The following is a 19,314-nucleotide window of genomic DNA, read 5'->3' on the forward strand; positions in this document are numbered from 1 at the left end:
CCGCCGAAACGATCAAATCATCGCGACGGCCAGGACGACAACAGTCATCACCGTGCAGGCGCCATCGAATACGGCGATGCCGGCATCGATATCTTCGCTTCGCGCGACAGCGCGACCCGGACCGTTGATCATCGGCTCGCTGACCTTGACGCCGCCATAGATACGCGGGCCGGCAAGCTGCAGATCGAGCGCGCCGGCCATCGCCGCTTCCGGCCAGCCGGAATTCGGCGAGCGGTGCAGGCCGTGGTCGCGAAGGGCTACAACGAGCGCATCCTTGGCGGCGCGCGCGCCACGGTGGATCAGCGCGCCGGCGGCGATCAGCAGGACCGAGAGCCTTGCTGCCGGCAGGTTGGCGAGATCGTCGAGCCGCGCCGAAGCCCAGCCGAAGTGCAGATATCTCGGCGATTTGTGGCCGATCATAGAATCGGCCGTGTTCAGCATCTTGTAGGCGATGAGACCGGGCAATCCGGCGACCGCATACCAGAAGGCGGGCGCCACCACACCGTCGGAGAAGTTCTCGGCGAGGCTTTCGATCGCCGCGCGGCAGACCGCCGGCTCGTCCAGTGTCTTCGGATCGCGGCCGACGATCATCGAAACGGCACTCCGCCCGCCTTCGAGCCCGCCTTGCCGCAAGCCCTCGGCGACGCGGCGGACATGATCGGCCAGGCTCTTCTGCGCCAGAAAGACGGCGACCAGCATCGCCTCCAGCAGGAAACCGAACGGGCCGAAGGCGGCGAACAGGCGGTGCAGCAGATGGCCGAGCCAGGCGCTGACCGCGAGCAGCAGCACGATCGTGACGACGCCGCGAAACTTGCGCGCGCCGTCCGCCAGATCCTCGCGGTTCAGCCTATCATCGAAGAAGGCGATCGCCTTGCCGAAGAAGACGACGGGATGTGGCAGGCGCGCCCACAGCCAGTCCGGATCGCCGACGAGCCGGTCGATCACCAGCGCCAGCGCGAGCACGAGAAGGATGGTGCTGGACATTCAGAGTTCCATCCGGGCAAGCGCATCCGCCAGCCGCCGGTCACCCGCCATATCCGGCGCAAGACCGATCCTGAGCCAGGTTGGCGCATAGTCGAACTTGCGGGTCAGAATATGTGCTCCGCAGAGCCGCTCGTGCAGCAGAGCCGCCCTCGGGTGCTCAACCAGCACGAAAAGCCCGGTGCCGCCGATCCGCTTGAGCCCTGCCCCATCCAGGGCCGCATCGAGGCCGGCGCGCCGCTCGCGAATGCCGGCCGCAATCGCTGTCGTATCGCCCTGCATCAGCGCGCGGGAAATGATCAGCGCCGGACCGGACACGGCCCAGGGGCCGAGCCAATCGCCAAACGCAGCAAGGACCGGCTCGCTGCCGATGACGAAACCAAGGCGTAAACCGGCAAGCCCGAAGAACTTGCCAAAGGAGCGGAAGACGATGAGGTTGCCCTCACCGCGCACATGGTCGGCGACGCTCAGGTCCGGCTCCAGATCGCCGAAGGCCTCGTCGACCAGCAGCAGTCCGCCGCTCGCGCGCTGCCGCGCGGCCAGTTCCAGGAGATCAGCTGGGACGAAGGCACGGCCGGTCGGATTGTTGGGGTTCACCACGATGACCAGGCCATGCTCGGCGCCGAGGGCATCGGCATTGTCGACGCGATCGACGGCAAAGCCGGACGCCGACAGCACGCGGGCATATTCGCCATAGGTCGGCCCGAAGATCGCGACGCGGCTGTTTGCCGGCGTCTTCCCGTTTTCATGCAGGAGACGCGGCAAAAGCTGGATCACCGACTGCGTGCCGGGCACGGGCAACGGCAGCACGCCATTGGTGCGGTAATATTCCTGGGCCGCCAGCCGCGCCGCATCGACCGTCTGCCGGTCGGGCAGCCGATGCCAGGCGCGCTCGGGTACCTCGGGCAAGGCAACGGGGCATGGATTGATGCCGGTCGAAAGATCGAGCCAGTCCTCGAGCCGGCCGCCGAAGCGCGCTGCGGCTTCGGTGATGCCGCCGCCGTGAACGATCGGTGCGCTCATTCCGGCGCTCATGGCGCACCCGCGATATCGATGAGGTGCATGAAGGACCCGGCGACGTTGCCGCGTTTCAGGCCGGCATGGCCGAGATCGTCGCCGGCCGCGTCGCTCACCGAAAACAGCCGGTCGGCAGCACCTTCGGCGACGATGGTCGCATAGTGGAATTCGTGCGCCGTCATGGGTCCATCGAAGAAGGCGTTGTCGACAGGCACGACCCGGCGATAGCCGAGGTGCCGCCTGCGCTCGGCAAAACTGGTTACCAGCGGCAGCAGGGCGAGCATGTCGTAGCGTACGCCATCGGCGGCGACAAGCCCTTCGCCGAGCACCATATAGCCTCCGCATTCGCCGAAGATCCGGGCTCCTCGCCCGGTAGCGGAATGCATGCCGGAACGGAAGGTTGAAGCTGCACTTAACTGCCCCGCATGCAGCTCCGGATAGCCGCCCGGCAGATAGACGGCGTCGGCGGCCGGAGCCGGCGCTTCGTCGGCCAAAGGCGAGAAGAACGAGATTTCGGCGCCGGCGCTCCGCCAGTCGAACAGCAGGTGCTCGTAGCAGAAGGCAAAGGCGATATCGCGCGCCACGGCGATGCGCTGACCGAGCGGGCGAAGCCGCTCGATATTCGCGGCCGATCCACGTGGAGAGATCGCTGCAGCGCGGCTGATGGCATCGAGGTCGCATGCCGCCTCGACCCGCGCTGCGGCGGCCTCGATGAAGCCTTCGAGCGCGCCATGCTCGCCCGCCTGCACGAGGCCGAGATGACGCTCCGGCAGCTTGAGCGCATTGTCCTGCCTGAGCACGCCGAACACGGGCATTCGCACCCGCTCCAGGGCATCGCAGAGCATCTTCTCGTGCCGATCGCTGCCGACCTTGTTGAGGATGACGCCAACCACCCTGATATCGCTGCGGTGATCCGCGTAGCCGCGCACGAGTGCGGCGACCGAATGCGACATGCGGGCGCAATCGACAACGAGAATGACGGCAAGATTGAGCGTCGCCGCGAGATCCGCAGGCGTTCCCGAGCCGTCAGCGGCACCGTCATGCAGACCCATCATCGCCTCGACGATCAGCGTGCGGCCGCCCGCGGCCGCCTGTGAGGCATTGGCAAGCAGCAGTTCCGGGCGCATCGCCCAGGGATCGTAGTTGAAACAGGGTTCGCCCGTTGCCGCCGCATGGAAGGCGGGATCGATATAGTCGGGACCGGCCTTGCCCGGCGCGATCGCGACACCGCGCTTCTTCAGCGCGCGCATCAGCCCAAGCGTTACCGTCGTCTTGCCCGAGCCTGACGAGGGTGCTGCGATCAGCAGCCCGCTCATGCCGGGTTCCTGCGCATGCGATTGTCAAAGGGATCGGCGGCAAGCTGGCGCCCGTCGAGCGCGCCGATCCAGTCGAGTGCCGCCCGAAGCCGCACGACCTCGCCGACGACGACGATCGCCGGCGGCTCCAGCCCGGCCGCATCGACATCGGCCTCGGCGCGCGAAAGCGTCGTTTCGAGCACCGCCTGTTCCGGCGTTGCGGCATTGCAGACGAAGGCGACCGGCTCGTCCGGCGAGCGCCCGCCGGCAATGAGGTTGGCGGTGATCGCGCCGATATGTTTCATCGCCATGTACATGACGATGACGGGCGAGCCGCTGGCAATCCCCTGCCAGTTGATGCGATCCGGCACCAGGCCGGAAGAATCGTGGCCGGTGAGGAAGGTGACCGCGTGATTGACCTCGCGATGGGTGACGGGAATGCCGGCATAGGCAAGCCCGCCGATGCCCGCGGTGATGCCCGGCACGATGCGGAATGGGATCCGATGTTCAACAAGCGTCAGCGCCTCTTCGCCGCCACGGCCGAAGACGAAGGGGTCGCCGCCCTTGAGGCGCAACACCCGGTTGCCGGCACGCGCCAGTTCGACCAACCGCAGCGAGATGTCGCGCTGTTTCGGCGACGGTTTGCCGCCGCGTTTGCCCGCGAACTCGAGCACGGCGCCCGGCCGCGCGAGCTTGAGGCAATCCTCGTTGACCAGCGCATCATGCACGATCACATCCGCCTGGCGCAGCGCATTGGCCGCATGCAAGGTCAGGAGACCGGGATCACCGGGACCGGCACCAACGAGCCAGACCGAACCTTTCTCGAGCGCCGGCAATCCGGCAAAGAGGTCGTCGATCATTCGTGCTGCCCACCCTGTATACCGGCACCGCTTGCCGGTGCCCCTAACTCGATCTGCGAAGAACCGGATTCCATTTTAGAACAAACCCGGACAAAAGATTGATTCAATTCAACAACATAAGCGCGCATCAGGCGACCTCGGCCGCCGCCGGCACGCGCGCTGCCGCATCTCTCGATGGGCCGGCAAGCGCCGCCGTCGCATGCGCGGAGACGATCTTCGGCACGATCAGCACGGCCTCTTCCCCGGCGCCGACGAGCGCGGCACCTTCGGCAACGCCATGACAGCCCGTATGGGCAAAAACGATCTCGGAGGGGTTGGCGAGCCGATGAAGCTCGGCTTCGAGGGTGGCCGCGTCGTAAAAAGCCGCCGGAACGGAGAAATGTTTCGCCGCCGCCAGGATCGCCGGCTCCTCGGCGCGGGCATCGAGCGAGGCGACAAGCCGGAGATCCGCAGGCGCCGCACCGGCGGCAGCCAAGGCGCGCTCAGCAAGCGCGATCACTTCGTCGGCTGGCGTTCGCCGCTCGCAGCCGAGCCCGAGCACCAGCCCGGCCCCTGCTTTCGTCGTCTCGACCAGCGCGTTATTTTCACGCAATTCCGGACGCAAAACCGCTGCACACTTTTGCTGGAATTGCTTTGATCCCCTAGCCGATGGCATCGGTGGCCGGCTCCCTTCGTCGGTTCTCCTTAACGAAGCGCCGGCTGGAACAGACTGTTCCGAACCGATCTGGACAGCACCGGCTGAAGGCCCCCTGCTTGGGTCGGCCGCACCGGATGCTCTTTCAGTCCGCCAAAGCGGACGCCGTCGCATATCCGTCATTTTTACCGGAGCGCGTGAGACCGGTCAAACCGGATTGCGCCATCGTCATGTCGCGATTGGAGGAGACGGCTACCCGCACACCTATCGCGATGACAGCCTCTTCCGGCCGCCGCTCTATCGCCGGCACCCCATCCGAAAACGCAGCGACTCAGAACAAGGTTTTGAATCCTTGGGCGTTTTGCTCTTTTGCAAGCTGCAGCCACGGCGCCGCCACAACAGAAGGCTTTGCAAATCGCGCCCGGCTCTGACACAAGGCGGAAAAGCCCTCCTGACAGCTCCTCCCCGAGTCCCTCCCGTGCAAGATCTCGCCTTCCACCTGCTCGTCTTCCTGTTCGCTGCCGCCTTCATTGCCGGTTTCATCGATTCGATTGCCGGCGGCGGCGGCATGATCACCATTCCCGCCATGCTGATCGCCGGCATCCCGCCGCTGCAGACGCTTGGCACCAACAAGCTGCAGTCGCTATTCGGCTCCGGCTCGGCAAGCCTCTCCTATGCGCGGCGCGGTCACGTCAACCTCAGGGAGCAATTGCCGATGGCGCTGATGTCGGCGCTGGGCTCGGTGTTCGGCGCGCTGCTCGCAACCGTCGTTCCCGGCGACGTCCTGAAGGCTGTGCTGCCATTCCTGCTGATCGCCATTGCGCTCTATTTCGGCCTGAAGCCGAACATGGGCGATGTCGACCAGCATCGCCGCATCACGCCCTTCGTGTTCACGCTCACCCTCGTGCCGCTGATCGGCTTCTACGACGGCGTCTTTGGCCCCGGCACCGGCTCCTTCTTCATGCTCGGCTTCGTGACGCTCGCCGGCTTCGGCGTGCTCAAGGCCACGGCGCACACGAAGTTCCTGAACTTCGGCTCCAATATCGGCGCCTTCGCCGTCTTCCTGTCCTTCGGCGCCATCCTCTGGAAAGTGGGTCTGCTGATGGGCGTCGGCCAATTCCTCGGCGCCCAGGTGGGCTCACGCTACGCCATGGCCAAGGGCGCCAAGATCATCAAGCCGCTGCTCATCGTCGTCTCGATTGCGCTTGCGACCCGGCTGCTGGCCGATCCGTCGCATCCCCTGAGGATCTGGCTGGGGCTTTGAGGCCAGGCGCGCGTTCCCGGCTCGCCGAGATTAGAACGGGGCCGCGACTTATGCGAACGTCACTTGACCGTCAGGCCAACGTCGGGCGCGCCTGTGGTTGACCAGCATGAGCATTCTTCGCCTGCTGGCCCCGCGCCGTAGCCACAAATCTGTTTGGGGGTCTTGCATTGCCGAGGGCTGCGCGCTTCGGCGCGCGCCTTTGCCTCGGCTTCGGCCTCGGCTCGTTGCTTTCGGCTCATCTTTGGCGTGGGAGCCGCCTTTGCTTTTTCTACCTTCTCGACTGCGGATGCGCTGCTCCTGGTCGTTTGGGATGAGCCGGTTTCACTGCATGATGCGATCAGGAACAGCGATGCGACAGCAAACGCAACTCTAGCAACGGTTTTCAAGCTTCACCCGCAATCTAAACTATGTGGAGCAACTATATGCGTGCTTCCAAGAGCCCCTTCAAGGGCCGGTTGCATTGAGGCGGGCATTCGGTGAACAAATTCGCGGACGGCAGGCGCGTTCAAGTTCAAAACACCGCCAGCAGCAACGCTCCCGCAGCAATGAACACGACGCCCAGCCAGTTCATCAGGTTGAGCTTCTCGCCGAGGAAGAGCACGCCGAAGATCGCGACCATGACGATCGAGAGCTTGTCGATCGGCGCCACGCGTGCGGCGTCGCCGAGCTTCAGCGCGCGGAAATAGGCAAGCCAGGAGGCGCCGGTGGCAAGGCCTGACAGGGCCAGGAACAGCCACGTGCGGCCCGGGATCTCCGAGGGCTTTTGCCACTGACCGGTGGCCACCACGATGCCGGCGAGCACGAAAAGAATGACGACGGTGCGGATCAGCGTCGCGAAATCGGAATTGATCTGCGCGACGCCGACCTTGGCGAAAATCGCCGTCAGGGCAGCGAACACGGCCGATAGCAATGCCCCTGCATGGTTCCTTAAATCGGCAAGCCGATTTAAGGGCGAAATCATGCAGCACTCAAAGTGCTACAGCGACCTTTGCGCGTCCTGCGGACGCGCGGCGCTGTAGGGCTGCCAGCTCTGGCTCATCAGAACTCCACGCCCTGCTGCGCCTTGATGCCGGAGCGGAACGGATGCTTGACCAGCTCCATTTCGGTGACGAGGTCGGCGATCTCGATCAGGTCTTCCTTGGCGTTGCGGCCGGTGAGCACCACATGGGTCATGTGCGGCTTTTCTTCCTTGAGGAAGCGAACGACCTCGGCGACGTCGATATAGTCGTAACGCAGCGCGATGTTGATCTCGTCGAGCAGCACCATCGAATTGCGCTCGTCGCGGATCAGCTCCTTCGCCTTCTCCCAGGCCTTTTCGGCCATCGCCACGTCGCGGGCGCGGTCCTGCGTTTCCCAGGTGAAGCCCTCGCCGAGCGTATAGAACTGGCAGATGTCGCCGAAATGCTTCTCGATCAGCTCGCGTTCGCCGGTCACCATTGCACCCTTGATGAACTGCACGACGGCGCAGGGCATGCCGTGGGCGATATGGCGGAAGATCATGCCGAAGCCGGCGGTCGACTTGCCCTTGCCCTTGCCGGTGTTGACGATGATCAGGCCCTTCTCATCCGTCTTCGTCGCCATGATCTTTTCGCGCGCCGCCTTCTTCTTCGCCATCTTCATGGCGTGGCGGGCATCATCCTTCTCGGCCGGGGCTTCGCCGCTGTTCGTCGTCTCGTCGCTCATGATAACTCCCTTACCAAATCAACGGGATGCGGGCGGAAAACCGCACGCGCTTTTCCTCATCCCGCCTTCGTTCAGTTCCGCGTTGCACTGAACAGCGAAACGGAACCAGGTCTTTGCTTCCAAGCAATTCCGGACGGAAAACCGCTGCCCGGAACCGCTCTATTCGTTGCCGGCCCGAAGCCGGATCGCGGCGTTGCCGATATCGGCAAGTTCAAATCGCGCCGAGTTCGAGCGCGGGGTCCAAAGATTGCGGTCGATTGCTTCGAGGAAGCGTTCGGCAAGCTCGGCAAAGGCGGCCGGGTTCTTGTCGCGCAGGAAGTCGGCCACCCGTTCGTCGACGATGAAGGCCTGATAGGCGGCCTCGAAATGATGATCGCGCACGGCCCCCGTGGTCGCGGCAAAGGCGAACATGTAATCGACCGTTGCGGCGATCTCGAACGCGCCCTTGTAGCCGTGGCGCATGACGCCATCGATCCACTTGGGATTGACGACGCGGGCCCGGACCACGCGGCCGATCTCCTCCTCCAGCGAGCGGATGACGGGCTTTTCCGGCCGCGAATGGTCGTTGTGGTAGATCGCCGGCCGAGAGCCGCCCAAGTGTTCGGCAGCGGCACTCATGCCGCCCTCGAACTGGTAGTAGTCGTCACTGTCGAGCAAGTCGTGCTCGCGATTGTCCTGGTTCTGCACCACCGCCTCGATGGTGCGCAGGCGTTCCTCGAAGAGGTCGCGCTCCGCCTTGCCCTCCTCGCCGGCGCCATAGGCATAGGCACCCCAGGTGAGATAGGCTTCGGCGAGATCGGCGCGGCTGTCCCAGCCCTTCTCCTCGATCAGCGCCTGCAGCCCGGCGCCATAGGCACCGGGCTTGGCGCCGAAGACGCGGTAGGAGGCGCGACGGGCAGCCTCTGCGGTTTCCACACCTTCCGCCTCCAGCCGCCGGGCTTCTACCCGCATGCGCGCGGCGATCATGTTGTCGGCATCGTCCTCTTCCAGTGCGCCGACGGCGCGGATCGCCTTGTCGAAGAGCGCGATCTGGTCCGGGAAGGCATCGCGGAAGAAACCGGAGATACGCAGCGTGACGTCGACGCGCGGCCGCCCGAGCACGGCGAGCGGCACGATCTCATAGCCCATCACCCGGCGCGAGACCATGTCCCAGGTGGGTTTCGCGCCGATCAGCGCAAGCGCCTGGGCGATATCGTCGCCGCCGGTGCGCATGTTCGCCGTGCCCCAGGCGGTCAGCCCAAAGGACGACGGCCATTCGCCATGATCCTGCAGATAGCGGCGGATCAGGAGTTCGGCCGATTTCTTGCCGAGCTCATAGGCCGCCGGCGTCGGTACGGCGCGGCTGTCGACGGAATAGAAATTGCGCCCCGTCGGCAGCACGTCCGGCCGGCCGCGAGTCGGCGCGCCGGAAGGACCGGGAGCGACGAAGCGGCCGTCGAGACCGGTGAGGAACCCGGTCATTTCGGCCGCGCCGGAACCGGAGATCGAGGGTTTCAGGCGTGTGTCGATTTCGTCGAGCACCGCGCGGGTGTTGGCCCAGTCCTGCGGGCAGATCTGTTCGCCCGAGACGAGTTTTGCGGCGAGCAGCTCGATGCGTTCGACCGTATCGCCTGCGGTGCGCCAGGGAGCGTCGGAGAGGTTGGCGAGGATTGTTGGCTTCGGACCGGTCCAGGGGTCCGACATGACGCAATCGAGCGGATCGAAGGGGTGAGCGTGGGGCGGGATACCTCCGTCTGCTCCTGTGGCGTTGTCCCCCTCTATTTCCGTGAGGCTACCCCCCTCTGCCCTGCCGGGCATCTCCCCCACAAGGGGGGAGATCGGCGTGGGGCTGCCGCTCGTTCCCAAGCCAACGTCAACGCCTGTTGTGCCCTGAGAAACAGCAGTTCTACTTTGGCCGTCCTCAGGGCCTCCTTCAACACCGTTTGCTGCGGAACGAGCGCCCGCATCCGTGATCTCCCCCCTTATGGGGGAGATGTCCGGCAGGACAGAGGGGGGTGCACCACCCGCCGAGGATGCCCGAACGGACGCGGCCACCCCACTCAGCCCCGCATCCGCCGCAATCGCCCGCTGCAGGCTCCGGTCACCGCCCTCGCCGAGGCCGCGCGGCACGCGGGCCAAAGCGACTGTCAGGTCGGTCAGCAACCGCCCCTCCGGCGCCACGCCGAAGACGTGCAGGCCATCGCGGATCTGCATCTCCTTGAGGTCGCAGAGATAGGCGTCGAGCTTTTCCAAGGCCTTGTCGTCGCTGTCGCCCTTGTCGATGCCGGCGTCGCTGTCGAGACCGATGTCGCGCACGAGATCGAGGATCTGGCGGCTCAAGAGCCGCAACCGCCGCGGGTCGCCGCCGGCGGCGTCGTAATATTCGTCGACCAGGGCCTCGAGATCCTTGAGCGGCCCGTAGGATTCGGCCCGCGTCAGCGGCGGCGTCAGGTGGTCGATGATGACGGCGCTGGTGCGGCGTTTCGCCTGGGTGCCTTCGCCCGGATCATTGACGATGAAGGGATAGATATGCGGCAGCGGCCCGAAGATCGCCTCGGGATAGCAGGTCTCCGACAACGCTAAGGCCTTGCCCGGCAACCATTCGAGATTGCCGTGCTTGCCCATGTGCACGATCGCCTGCGCACCGAACTGCTGGCGCAGGAAGGCATAAAAGGCGAGATAGCCGTGCGGCGGCACGAGGTCCGGCGAGTGGTAGCTTTCCTTCGGATCGATGTTGTAGCCGCGCGCCGGCTGGATGCCGACGACAACCGCGCCGCAGCGGGCGAGCGGCAGCGCGAAGCCGCCGTCGAGGAAGAAGGGATCGGCCTCGGGCGCACCCCAGCGATCGGTCACTTCATCCTGAATCCGTTTCGGAAGCGAATCGAAGAAAACCTTGTAATCGCTTGACGAAATTCGCTCGCGGATTTCGCGATCATGGCTCGCCGCATTGGTCGGCCCGGCCATCAGGTAGCGCATCAGCGCGTCGCCATCGGCAGGAATCTCCCCGACCGCATATCCCTCGCGCGCCATGGCGCGAAGCACCTCGACGGTACCGGCGGGGGTGTCGAGCCCGACGCCATTGCCGAGGCGGCCGTCGCGGTTCGGATAGTTGGCCATAACGATGGCGATGCGGCGTTCGGCAGGCCTAGCGCGGCGAAGCTTCGCCCAATTGACGGCAAGGCCGGCGGCAAAGCGCACACGGTCTTCGAGCGGCTCATGCCCGACGATGTTGGCCTCGACTTTGGCGTCATAGATCGACGTCGCCTTGAAGGAGACGGCCCGCGCAAGAATGCGGCCGTCCACTTCCGGCAGCGCGACATTCATCGCGAGATCGCGCGCCATCAGCCCTTGCGGCGAGGCTTCCCATTGCGCCCGCGACGAACCGGAGAAGATCACCTGCAACACCGGCGCGCCCGTCGATTCCAGTACCGTCGGCTGCCGGTCAGCGCCGGGCGACGAGACGGCGAAACCGGTGGCGTTCATCACCACGTCGGGTGCTGCCTCGGCGAAGATCGCCTGCAGCGTGCCGACAGAGACGGCATCCTTGAGGCTCGACACGAAGACCGGCAGCGCGCGCACACCTTCTTGCGCCAACGCATCGATCAGCGCCTCCACCGGCCGCGTCTCGCCGCTCTGGACGAGGGCGCGGTAGAAGCAGATGGCGATGGTGGGAAGCGTATTCTTGGGCGTCGCGTTTGTGGAGGCGTCACCCCCCTCAGCCCTGCCGGGCATCTCCCCCACAAGGGGGGAGATTGGCTGGGGGTGAGCGCTCGGTGCAGAATTCAGATCGGCAGAGATTTTAGCGGTGGGCGTCGCGTTTGTGGTGGAACTACCCCCCTCTGTCCTGCCGGACATCTCCCCCACAGGGGGGGAGATTGGCTGGGGGTGAGCGCTCGACCCAAGACTGAGCTCGGCGGTTAATGTAACAGCAGCAGTCGCACCGCTCAACTTGGCGGCAACGGGCAAATCGGTCTGCCCAGTGCGAGCCTCAGGATTCGCGCCCACCTCGGAGCGAGCGCTCGCATCCCCGATCTCCCCCCTTGTGGGGGAGATGTCCGGCAGGACAGAGGGGGGTAGATCCCCACCAACGGCCTGCAACCACTCCGAAACCCCGATCACACCCCTGCCCGGCCACCAGATGCCAGCCTTCAAGAGCGGCTTCGCCGGCTGCGGCTTCTCCGCACCTATGACCAGCGCCTCGGCATAATCGAGGAACAGGCCCGCATTGTCGGCGCCGCCCTCGGTGAAATAGGCCCAGAGCCGCTGGCGATCGTCGGCCGCAACCGTCGAGAAAGGTTCGAGTCCCGGATCCGGCTTGTCGTCGCCGGGCAGCACGGCGATCTGAAAACGGTGCGTGACCGCAGCGGCATGCAACGCTTCGAGCAGATAGCGGAAATAGCTGGCCCCACCGAGCGGCCTAACGACGATGAGCTTCGCGTGGCGCGCCGTGCGCTCGACATAGGTGTCGACCGACATCGGGTGCATCAGGCTCATGAGGCTGGCGATGCGCAGGCTAAGGCCGCCGTCGCGGCGGCCGTGGGCGGCGGCGATCGAGGAAAGCTCGGTGTCGGCGGCCGAGAGAAACAGGATGTCGGCCGGCGTTTGCCCCAGGTCGATAGCCTCGTTGCCGTCGGCAATCGTTCCTTTCTGGGCGAGAAGCAGATGCATTCGTTTTGTCCGTTCGGGCAATCCCGAACGAAAACGCCGATAGCGACTTCCGTCCGGAACTGCATCATTTCAATACGTTAGATCATTTCACTCAAGCAATGATCTAGACGAGCGCGGTGATCGCAGCGCGCACCGCCGCCTCATCCATGTCGTGCAGGCCGATGACGACGAGGCGCGTGCCGCGCTTTTCGCCGGCCGCCCAGGCGCGGTCGTAATATTGATCGATGCGGGCGCCCACCGCCTGGATCAGAAGGCGCATCGGCTTGCCGGGCACGTCGGCAAAGCCCTTGAGGCGCAGAACGTCGTGTTCGGCGATCACGCCCTTCAGGCGGTCGATGAAGGCAGCCGGATCCGCGACCGAAGCAAGCTCGACGACGAAGCTGTCGAATTCGTCATGGTCGTGCTCCTCGCCCGCCTCATGTTCCATCTCGTGGTGCGACTTGCGGTTGGCGATTTCGCCTTCCGTGCCGACGCCGAGGCCGAGCAGGATGGCGGCGGCAACTTCGCCGTTCTTCGCCTCGATCATCGTCGGCTTGCGGCTGATGCGGGAGGCCACTTCCTCGCGCACCGAGTTCAGGCCCGAGGCGTCGATCAGGTCGGTCTTGTTGAGAACGATGAGGTCGGCGGCGGTAAGCTGGTCCTCGAAGAGCTCCTCGATCGGGCTTTCGTGGTCGAGATTGTCATCCTCGACGCGCAGCGCATCGACCTTGTCGTGATCGTCGGCAAAGCGGCCGGCGGCAACGGCGGCGCTGTCGACCACCGTCACGACGCCATCGACGGTCACTTCGCTGCGGATATCCGGCCAGTTGAAGGCGGCGACCAGCGGCTGCGGCAAAGCGAGGCCCGAGGTTTCGATGATGATGTGGTCCGGGCGCTTCTCGCGCTCGAGCAGCTTCGTCATGGTCGGGATGAAATCGTCGGCGACGGTGCAGCAGATGCAGCCATTGGTGAGCTCGATGATGTCGTCCTCGGAGCAGGCCTCGGCACCGCAGCCCTTCAAGACGTCGCCGTCGACACCGAGATCGCCGAACTCGTTGATGATCAGCGCGATGCGCTTGCCGTCGGCGTTCTGCAGCAGGTTGCGGATCATCGTCGTCTTGCCGGCGCCGAGGAAGCCGGTGATGACGGTCGCCGGAATCTTGCCGTGGCTGGCTCTCGCAGTGGTCATGGATTAACCCTTCATTTTCAGCGGCAAACCGGCCGCGACAAAGTAAACTTCAGCGGATTTCTCCGCAACGATCTGGTGAAGCCGGCCGGCATGGTCGCGAAAATCGCGCGCCATGCGGTTCTCGGGCACGATGCCGAGGCCGACCTCGTTGGAAACGAAAACGAGGCGCGCCCGCGCCTCGGGGAGATATGCGGCAAGGGCAGCGAACTCCGCCGCCATGTCGCGCTCTTCGAGCATGAGATTGGTGACCCAGAGCGTCAGGCAGTCGATCAGCACGACATGATTGGGGTCATCGATGCGCCTGAGGGTGCCGACGAGATCGAGCGGCTCTTCGTGCGTCGTCCAGCCTTCGCCGCGGCGTGCCTTGTGATGGTCGATCCGCTCGCGCATTTCGTCGTCCCAGGCGCGACCGGTCGCGACATAATGCATGGTGAGCCCGGACGCTTCGACGAGCCTCTCGGAAAAGCTGGATTTGCCGGAACGGGCGCCGCCGAGGACAAGAACGGGTCCGGCGCTGGAATTGCTCATCGCCGCCGCCTCAACACGCCAAGGTCAGCGGCAGATGGCAACGATCGTTCGGCGCGCCGGCGGCGCGGTCGGGAAAATATCTGAGAGCCAAAACAACCTCCGTGATGGCGTTGGAGACCACGGGTCTCCTCGGGCGGAATGCCCATGCCGGATGGCAGGTCTCCTGGCTCACGGCGTCACGGCTTCCCGCATCGCCTCGCCCGTGAGGGCGAGGTTCCGATGTCAGGACCCGAGCGGCCCGCCTCACCTTCCCGGCGTTTTCCAGTGCCACAGCGAACCTTTGCGCGTCGTCTCCGACGCGCGGCGCTGTGGGCGGTATCGTGAAGGGCGGACGATTCGTAGAAGAAGAGGCGTCCAACCCGGCTGATCACGATGCCACGCCAGTGGCTTTTCCGGCTCGTTTCCGATTTGCCGCGATTGCCCCATGCAATCGCCGGCACATCTAAGCTTCGAGCCCGATGGCGAACCCTGACCGTTCTACAGTCGCGGGGTCGGCTGCGATAAGGATGCCCGATTTGGGTCCATCCGTCACATTCCCAATTATTCCCCCATGTCGCCACGACACGGGGAAACCATCCAACGTCAGATGATTAGGAAGCGGGCAGCGCAAAGTCAATCGACGCTTGCGACACCTTGGCCACCGAGTTGCGCCGCGTGACGATTTGTCGGCGCAGCGATGAACTAGCCGCCCACCCGCTGGAGCACGCTGAACTGGAAGGCCTGGGTCGAGTTCCACGGTGTCCTGTGCTGGTGCATCACATGCTCGACCAGACGGAACGACGGCCCGATGACCTCTGCCAGTGCCGCCGGGTCGTAGCGCACCACCGGCAGGCCGCTGCAGCGCTCCGGCCCGTCGGGGGCGAAGGTGGCGATGATCGCGTGCCCGCCGGGCGCCACGGCCGCCGTCAGCCGCTCGATATAGGCGGCCCTGTCTTCCGGTTCGGTCAGGAAGTGAAAAGCGGCGCGATCGTGCCAGATGTCGTAGCTTCGATCCGGTTCCCACTCGGTCACATCGGCGGCAACCCATTGCACGTCATCAGCCCGCAACCCAAGCCTTGCCTTGGCCGTCTCCAGGGCCGCTGGTGACAGGTCGAGCACGGTGATCGTCTTCATGCCCTCGTCAAGCAATGCGTCCACCAGCCGCGAGGCGCCGCCACCGATATCGATCAGCGACGACGAAGCAGAAGCAATTGCCGTATGCCTGCGGATGAGATCGAGGGAAATCGCCGGCGTATCCTCGAACCAACTAACCCCCGCCTCGCCCTTCGTCTGGTAGGCATTATCCCAGTGCGCCCGCGTGTTTTCGTCCTGCATTGAAACACCTGCCTCCCTGCACGGCGGCTGCCGAACTCTCTTCCTTCTCGACCCTTCTCGACGATTCTAGAGCGGAAAAGCGAAAGCTGTATGGCTTTCCGCCGATGCGCCGCTCACCCAGTCGACCGCTCGGCACGACTGAGGCAAGGCATTCGGTTAGCGTCCGAGCAACCCGGCGAGCCAGCGCCGGTCAAGCACCGCCTCCAGTTCGCCCGCCACATCGTCCAGCGCGGCATCCACCGACTGGCGGTAGTTGCTGGCGCCGCCTTCGATGCCGAAGCTTTTCAGGAGTGCTGCGCGATAGGCGTCGCTCGAAAACAGGCCGTGCAGATAGGTGCCCATCACCCGGCCATCGGTCGAAAGCGCCCCGTCGGCGCGGTCGTCGATGCGCACGGAAGGCCGGTCGCAATCCGCGCCTTGCGTCTTACCCAGATGGATCTCGTAGCCCTCGAGCGCCACGTCGTGCTCCAGCGACCAGGCACGGCTGTTGCGCACGGTCTTTTCCGGCGCCATCTCGGTTTCGACGTCGAGCAGTCCCAGGCCCTCGACCTCCCGCTCGCCGCCTTCGATGCCGAGCGGATCGGTCACGCGCCGGCCGAGCATCTGGTAGCCGCCGCAGATGCCGATGACCCGGCCGCCGCGGCGCACATGGCGTTGAAGATCGCGGTCCCAGCCCTGCGCCCGGAAATCGATGAGATCGCCGATCGTCGATTTCGACCCGGGAATGACGACGAGGCCGGCGTCGTCAGGGATCGGATGGCCCGACCGAACGAAGACGAGATCGATCTCGGGTTCGGCCGAAAGCGGATCGAGATCGTCGAAATTGGCGATGCGCGACAGCACCGGCACCGCAACCTTCAATGCCCGTCCCTCGCCCCGCGTCAGTTTCTCCAGCACGACCGAATCTTCCGCCGGTAGCCGTGCCGCTGCCTTGAGCCAGGGTACGACGCCGAAGCAGGGCCAGCCGGTGAAGCGGTTCACGGCGGCAATCCCGTCGTCGAACAGCGTCACGTCGCCGCGGAACTTGTTGATGAGATAGCCGGCGACCATGCGCCGGTCTTCCTCCGGCAGGATCGCATGCGTGCCGACGAGCGAGGCGATCACCCCGCCGCGGTCGATATCGCCGACGAGCACGACCGGCACGCCGGCGCGGGTCGCAAAGCCCATATTGGCGATGTCGCCGGCCCTGAGGTTGATTTCCGCCGGCGAGCCCGCGCCTTCCACCACCACGAGATCGGCGCCGGCCGAAATCTGCTCGAAGCTCTCCATCACCGCGCCAAGCAGCCTGGGCTTGAGCGCCTGGTATTCCCGACCTTTCGCCTGGCCGGCCACCTTGCCCTGGACGACGATCTGGCTGCCGACGTCGGACTGCGGCTTCAGGAGCACCGGATTCATGTGCACGGACGACGGCACGCGCGCAGCCAGCGCCTGCAGCCATTGCGCCCGGCCGATCTCGCCACCATCGTCGGAAACGGCGGCGTTGTTCGACATGTTCTGCGGCTTGAACGGACGGACCTTCAAGCCCTGGTTGGCAGCGAGCCGGCAGAGCCCCGCCACCAGTACCGATTTTCCGACATCCGAGCCGGTTCCCTGCAACATGATCCTGCGTGTCATGGGGCGATCGGTAACACTGAAACGCTCAGTGGCAAAGGTCTGTTTCGACACGATTTCGCCGCAATCGAGCTAGGGCGCTCACGCAATGTTTCGCGCCGTCGCAGGGCTTGTCGAAAACGCCGCGGCGGATGGCCAAAATGCGACATGGCATGGCGAGTTTGGCATTCATTTTTTTGCGGCGCACACCTATATCACCGCCAGCACAACAAGCCCCGGAGGATAGGCCTCCGGCCTCTCAAGGTTCACGTCCATGCTGTACATTTTCAGCAAACCCAATTTCGTTCAGATCGCCTGGAACTCCAAGGTTCCGAACAGCCAGTCGCGCGTGCGCAACCTCGTGGCCGACGCACCCTTCGGCCCGCTCGGCGTCATCCGCACGTCGAACGTCGGCTGACCCCGCGACCGGGGCATTCTTCGCCCCTCGGGCTCCCCTCCCAGAGCTTCCTCCCACCGCCCCATCAGGGGCGGTTTTTTTATGCCGACGATGGCCCAGAAATGCGAAGGCCGCATCAACCTCGACAGAGGGATGCGGCCGCCAAAAAACACCTGGTCACTTCGGAGTAACGCACCGAAGGTTCGCTCGAAGCCCGGGACGCTCTACCTGATCCGGACCCGCGGCAGTTCCCCCGCCGCGAGAGAACAATTAGCTGGACATCGTTACCGGATGGTTATTGAGGATTTAATCAAAGATGAATTCCGGCATTTTTCGATTTTTTTTCGCGACATGCGCGCCAATCTCCGTGGCGCAATCACGATAGGAAAAGTCAGGATCTCGACAGGCTTCCCGATCGCGCGGCGCATAGCGCCGTCTTTTGCGGCAGGAATTGTCGCTATTGCTTAAATTCGACCCTTCCCACGCTCATAAAACGCCCTTCGACCATGTCGCAGACAGAACGCGCGAGAAATGATCGCGACCCGACCTTCCGATTGAAGAGGTTGATTTCCCAGCGAGAATACTTAGGCTTGGCTGGCGGTATAAGAGGAGATTGGCTGGCGACAGGGTTCCGCGGCCAGGGCTGAAAACGAACTCCCACACCGTCCGCAGCAAGGGTGAACCTTGGCTTGTTTGATGCCGAACCCTCAGGCTGCACAGTTGCTCCGGGTGGCGGAGGATGTCCTGCATCCGCCGTGGATTCCCGTTTGGATATTGGCTGCAAAAAAGACTGGGAGGTCTTGCAACATGAAGAAACTCCTCGCTTCCACCATTCTCGCGGCGGGCCTCTATGCCCTGGCGGGTTCCGCGCAGGCCGCGGAATGCGGTGAAGTCAGCATTGCCGAAATGAACTGGGCTTCTGCCGGCGTTGCCGCCCAGGTGGACAAGTTCATTCTCGAAAACGGTTACGGCTGCACCGTGACGCTGGTCACCGGCGACACCATGCCGACCTTCGCCTCGATGAATGAAAAGGCGCAGCCCGACATGGCGCCGGAGCTCTGGGTCAACGCCGTGCGCACGCCGCTCGACGCGGCGATCAAGGAAGGCCGGCTGATCGAGGCCGCAAAGATCCTCAGCGAAGGCGGCGTCGAAGGCTGGTGGATCCCGAAGTTCCTCTCCGACGCGCACCCGGACATCAAGACCGTACAGGACGCGTTGAAACATCCCGAGCTCTTCCCGGCGCCGGAAGACCCGACGAAGGCCGCGGTGCACAATTGCCCGTCCGGCTGGAACTGCCAGGTTTCGACCGCCAATCTCTATAAGGCGCTGGATGCGGAAAAGGCCGGATTCGTCCTGGTCGACACCGGTTCGGCCGCCGGCCTCGACGGCTCGATTGCCAACGCCTTCGAAAAGAAGACCGGCTGGCTCGGCTACTACTGGGCGCCGACCGCGATCCTCGGCAAATACGACATGACCCGCCTCTCCTTCGGCGTCGACCACGACAAGGCCGAATGGGACTCCTGCACGGCCGTTCCGGACTGCCCGGCCCCGAAGGTCAACTCTTACCCGGTCTCGGATGTCTTCACGGTCGTGACCAAGTCCTTCGCCGAAAAGGCCAGCGTCGCCATGGATTACGTCAAGGCGCGCAAGTGGGACAACGGCACGGTCAACAAGGTTCTTGCCTGGATGGATCAGAACCAGGGCACCAACGAGGATGCGGCCAAGCACTTCCTCGAAGAATTCCCTGACATGTGGACGCAGTGGGTGAGCCCGGAAGTGGCCGAGAAGGTCAAGGCGGCGCTCTGATACGTCATGATGGCAGGCGCGCCGTCGATGACGGCCGCCTTTCCGTTCCGGCATGATCCTGCGGAACGGAACAATGCAGCGCCCTTGCGGGTTCCCTTCGGGGGCGCATCGTTCCAGAGGCGGCGAAGCA

16 protein-coding genes are annotated in these 19,314 nt (G+C 64.6%); 4 read left to right on the forward strand and 12 right to left on the reverse strand.

The genetic code is table 11. The annotated features are described in order from the left end of the window. Window positions 1-12 precede the first annotated feature (12 nt). The 5 genes from cbiB to AC0C6X_RS22380 form a co-directional block, all read right to left on the reverse strand. Window positions 13-984 carry an adenosylcobinamide-phosphate synthase CbiB gene (gene cbiB / locus AC0C6X_RS22360; RefSeq protein ID WP_173516807.1) on the reverse strand — a complete coding sequence of 324 codons (972 nt, stop codon included), beginning with the start codon at window positions 982-984 and terminating at the stop codon, window positions 13-15. Continuing rightward, entirely contained in the window at window positions 985-2,004 is a 1,020-nt protein-coding gene (gene cobD / locus AC0C6X_RS22365) for a threonine-phosphate decarboxylase CobD (protein WP_173516808.1), read from the reverse strand. A gap of 8 nt (window positions 2,005-2,012) precedes the next feature. Further along, window positions 2,013-3,314, reverse strand: a complete 1,302-nt coding sequence (locus AC0C6X_RS22370) for a cobyrinate a,c-diamide synthase (protein WP_173516809.1) — start codon at window positions 3,312-3,314, stop codon at window positions 2,013-2,015. Beyond that, the gene (cobA, locus tag AC0C6X_RS22375) at window positions 3,311-4,150 is read right to left on the reverse strand and encodes a uroporphyrinogen-III C-methyltransferase (RefSeq protein WP_472955469.1); all 840 of its coding nucleotides are present in this window, start codon (window positions 4,148-4,150) and stop codon (window positions 3,311-3,313) included. The genes AC0C6X_RS22370 and cobA overlap by 4 nt, the downstream gene beginning before the upstream one ends. A 130-nt stretch (window positions 4,151-4,280) precedes the next feature. Next, window positions 4,281-4,745: a cobalamin biosynthesis protein gene (locus AC0C6X_RS22380; protein ID WP_246304296.1), complete on the reverse strand. Its 465-nt coding sequence runs from the start codon at window positions 4,743-4,745 to the stop codon at window positions 4,281-4,283. Between the two features lie 520 nt (window positions 4,746-5,265). Between AC0C6X_RS22380 and AC0C6X_RS22385 the strand changes: the two genes are divergently transcribed. Beyond that, on the forward strand, window positions 5,266-6,051 hold the full coding sequence (locus AC0C6X_RS22385; RefSeq protein WP_247960112.1) for a TSUP family transporter: 786 nt from the start codon (window positions 5,266-5,268) through the stop codon (window positions 6,049-6,051). A 511-nt stretch (window positions 6,052-6,562) separates the two neighbouring features. Here the strand turns inward: AC0C6X_RS22385 and AC0C6X_RS22390 are convergent. The 7 genes from AC0C6X_RS22390 to AC0C6X_RS22420 form a co-directional block, all read right to left on the reverse strand. Then, entirely contained in the window at window positions 6,563-7,012 is a 450-nt protein-coding gene (locus tag AC0C6X_RS22390; RefSeq protein ID WP_472955218.1) for an EamA family transporter, read from the reverse strand. Between the two features lie 77 nt (window positions 7,013-7,089). Then, window positions 7,090-7,734 (reverse strand): cob(I)yrinic acid a,c-diamide adenosyltransferase, encoded by a 645-nt coding sequence (gene cobO / locus AC0C6X_RS22395; protein WP_247960114.1) that lies wholly within the window; start codon window positions 7,732-7,734, stop codon window positions 7,090-7,092. 159 nt (window positions 7,735-7,893) lie between these two features. Then, window positions 7,894-12,381, reverse strand: a complete 4,488-nt coding sequence (gene cobN / locus AC0C6X_RS22400; protein WP_472955220.1) for a cobaltochelatase subunit CobN — start codon at window positions 12,379-12,381, stop codon at window positions 7,894-7,896. 103 nt (window positions 12,382-12,484) lie between these two features. Next, the gene (gene cobW / locus AC0C6X_RS22405; RefSeq protein WP_173516815.1) at window positions 12,485-13,549 is read right to left on the reverse strand and encodes a cobalamin biosynthesis protein CobW; all 1,065 of its coding nucleotides are present in this window, start codon (window positions 13,547-13,549) and stop codon (window positions 12,485-12,487) included. A 3-nt stretch (window positions 13,550-13,552) separates the two neighbouring features. After that, window positions 13,553-14,077, reverse strand: a complete 525-nt coding sequence (gene cobU, locus AC0C6X_RS22410; RefSeq protein ID WP_173516816.1) for a bifunctional adenosylcobinamide kinase/adenosylcobinamide-phosphate guanylyltransferase — start codon at window positions 14,075-14,077, stop codon at window positions 13,553-13,555. A 681-nt stretch (window positions 14,078-14,758) separates the two neighbouring features. Further along, window positions 14,759-15,391: a class I SAM-dependent methyltransferase gene (locus tag AC0C6X_RS22415; protein ID WP_472955222.1), complete on the reverse strand. Its 633-nt coding sequence runs from the start codon at window positions 15,389-15,391 to the stop codon at window positions 14,759-14,761. A 156-nt stretch (window positions 15,392-15,547) separates the two neighbouring features. Further along, window positions 15,548-17,005, reverse strand: a complete 1,458-nt coding sequence (locus AC0C6X_RS22420) for a cobyric acid synthase (RefSeq protein ID WP_472955224.1) — start codon at window positions 17,003-17,005, stop codon at window positions 15,548-15,550. Between the two features lie 250 nt (window positions 17,006-17,255). Between AC0C6X_RS22420 and AC0C6X_RS22425 the strand changes: the two genes are divergently transcribed. From AC0C6X_RS22425 to AC0C6X_RS22435, 3 genes are all read left to right on the forward strand, one after another. Next, a complete protein-coding gene (locus AC0C6X_RS22425) occupies window positions 17,256-17,399 on the forward strand; it encodes a hypothetical protein (RefSeq protein WP_173516819.1) in 144 nt (47 codons plus the stop codon). Window positions 17,400-17,480: 81 nt separating this feature from the next. Next, window positions 17,481-17,846, forward strand: a complete 366-nt coding sequence (locus AC0C6X_RS22430) for a hypothetical protein (RefSeq protein ID WP_472955226.1) — start codon at window positions 17,481-17,483, stop codon at window positions 17,844-17,846. Window positions 17,847-18,185: 339 nt separating this feature from the next. Further along, a complete protein-coding gene (locus AC0C6X_RS22435; RefSeq protein WP_173516821.1) occupies window positions 18,186-19,184 on the forward strand; it encodes an ABC transporter substrate-binding protein in 999 nt (332 codons plus the stop codon). The last annotated feature ends 130 nt before the right edge of the window (window positions 19,185-19,314 follow it).

This window comes from Ensifer sp. VA4, from assembly GCF_055710065.1.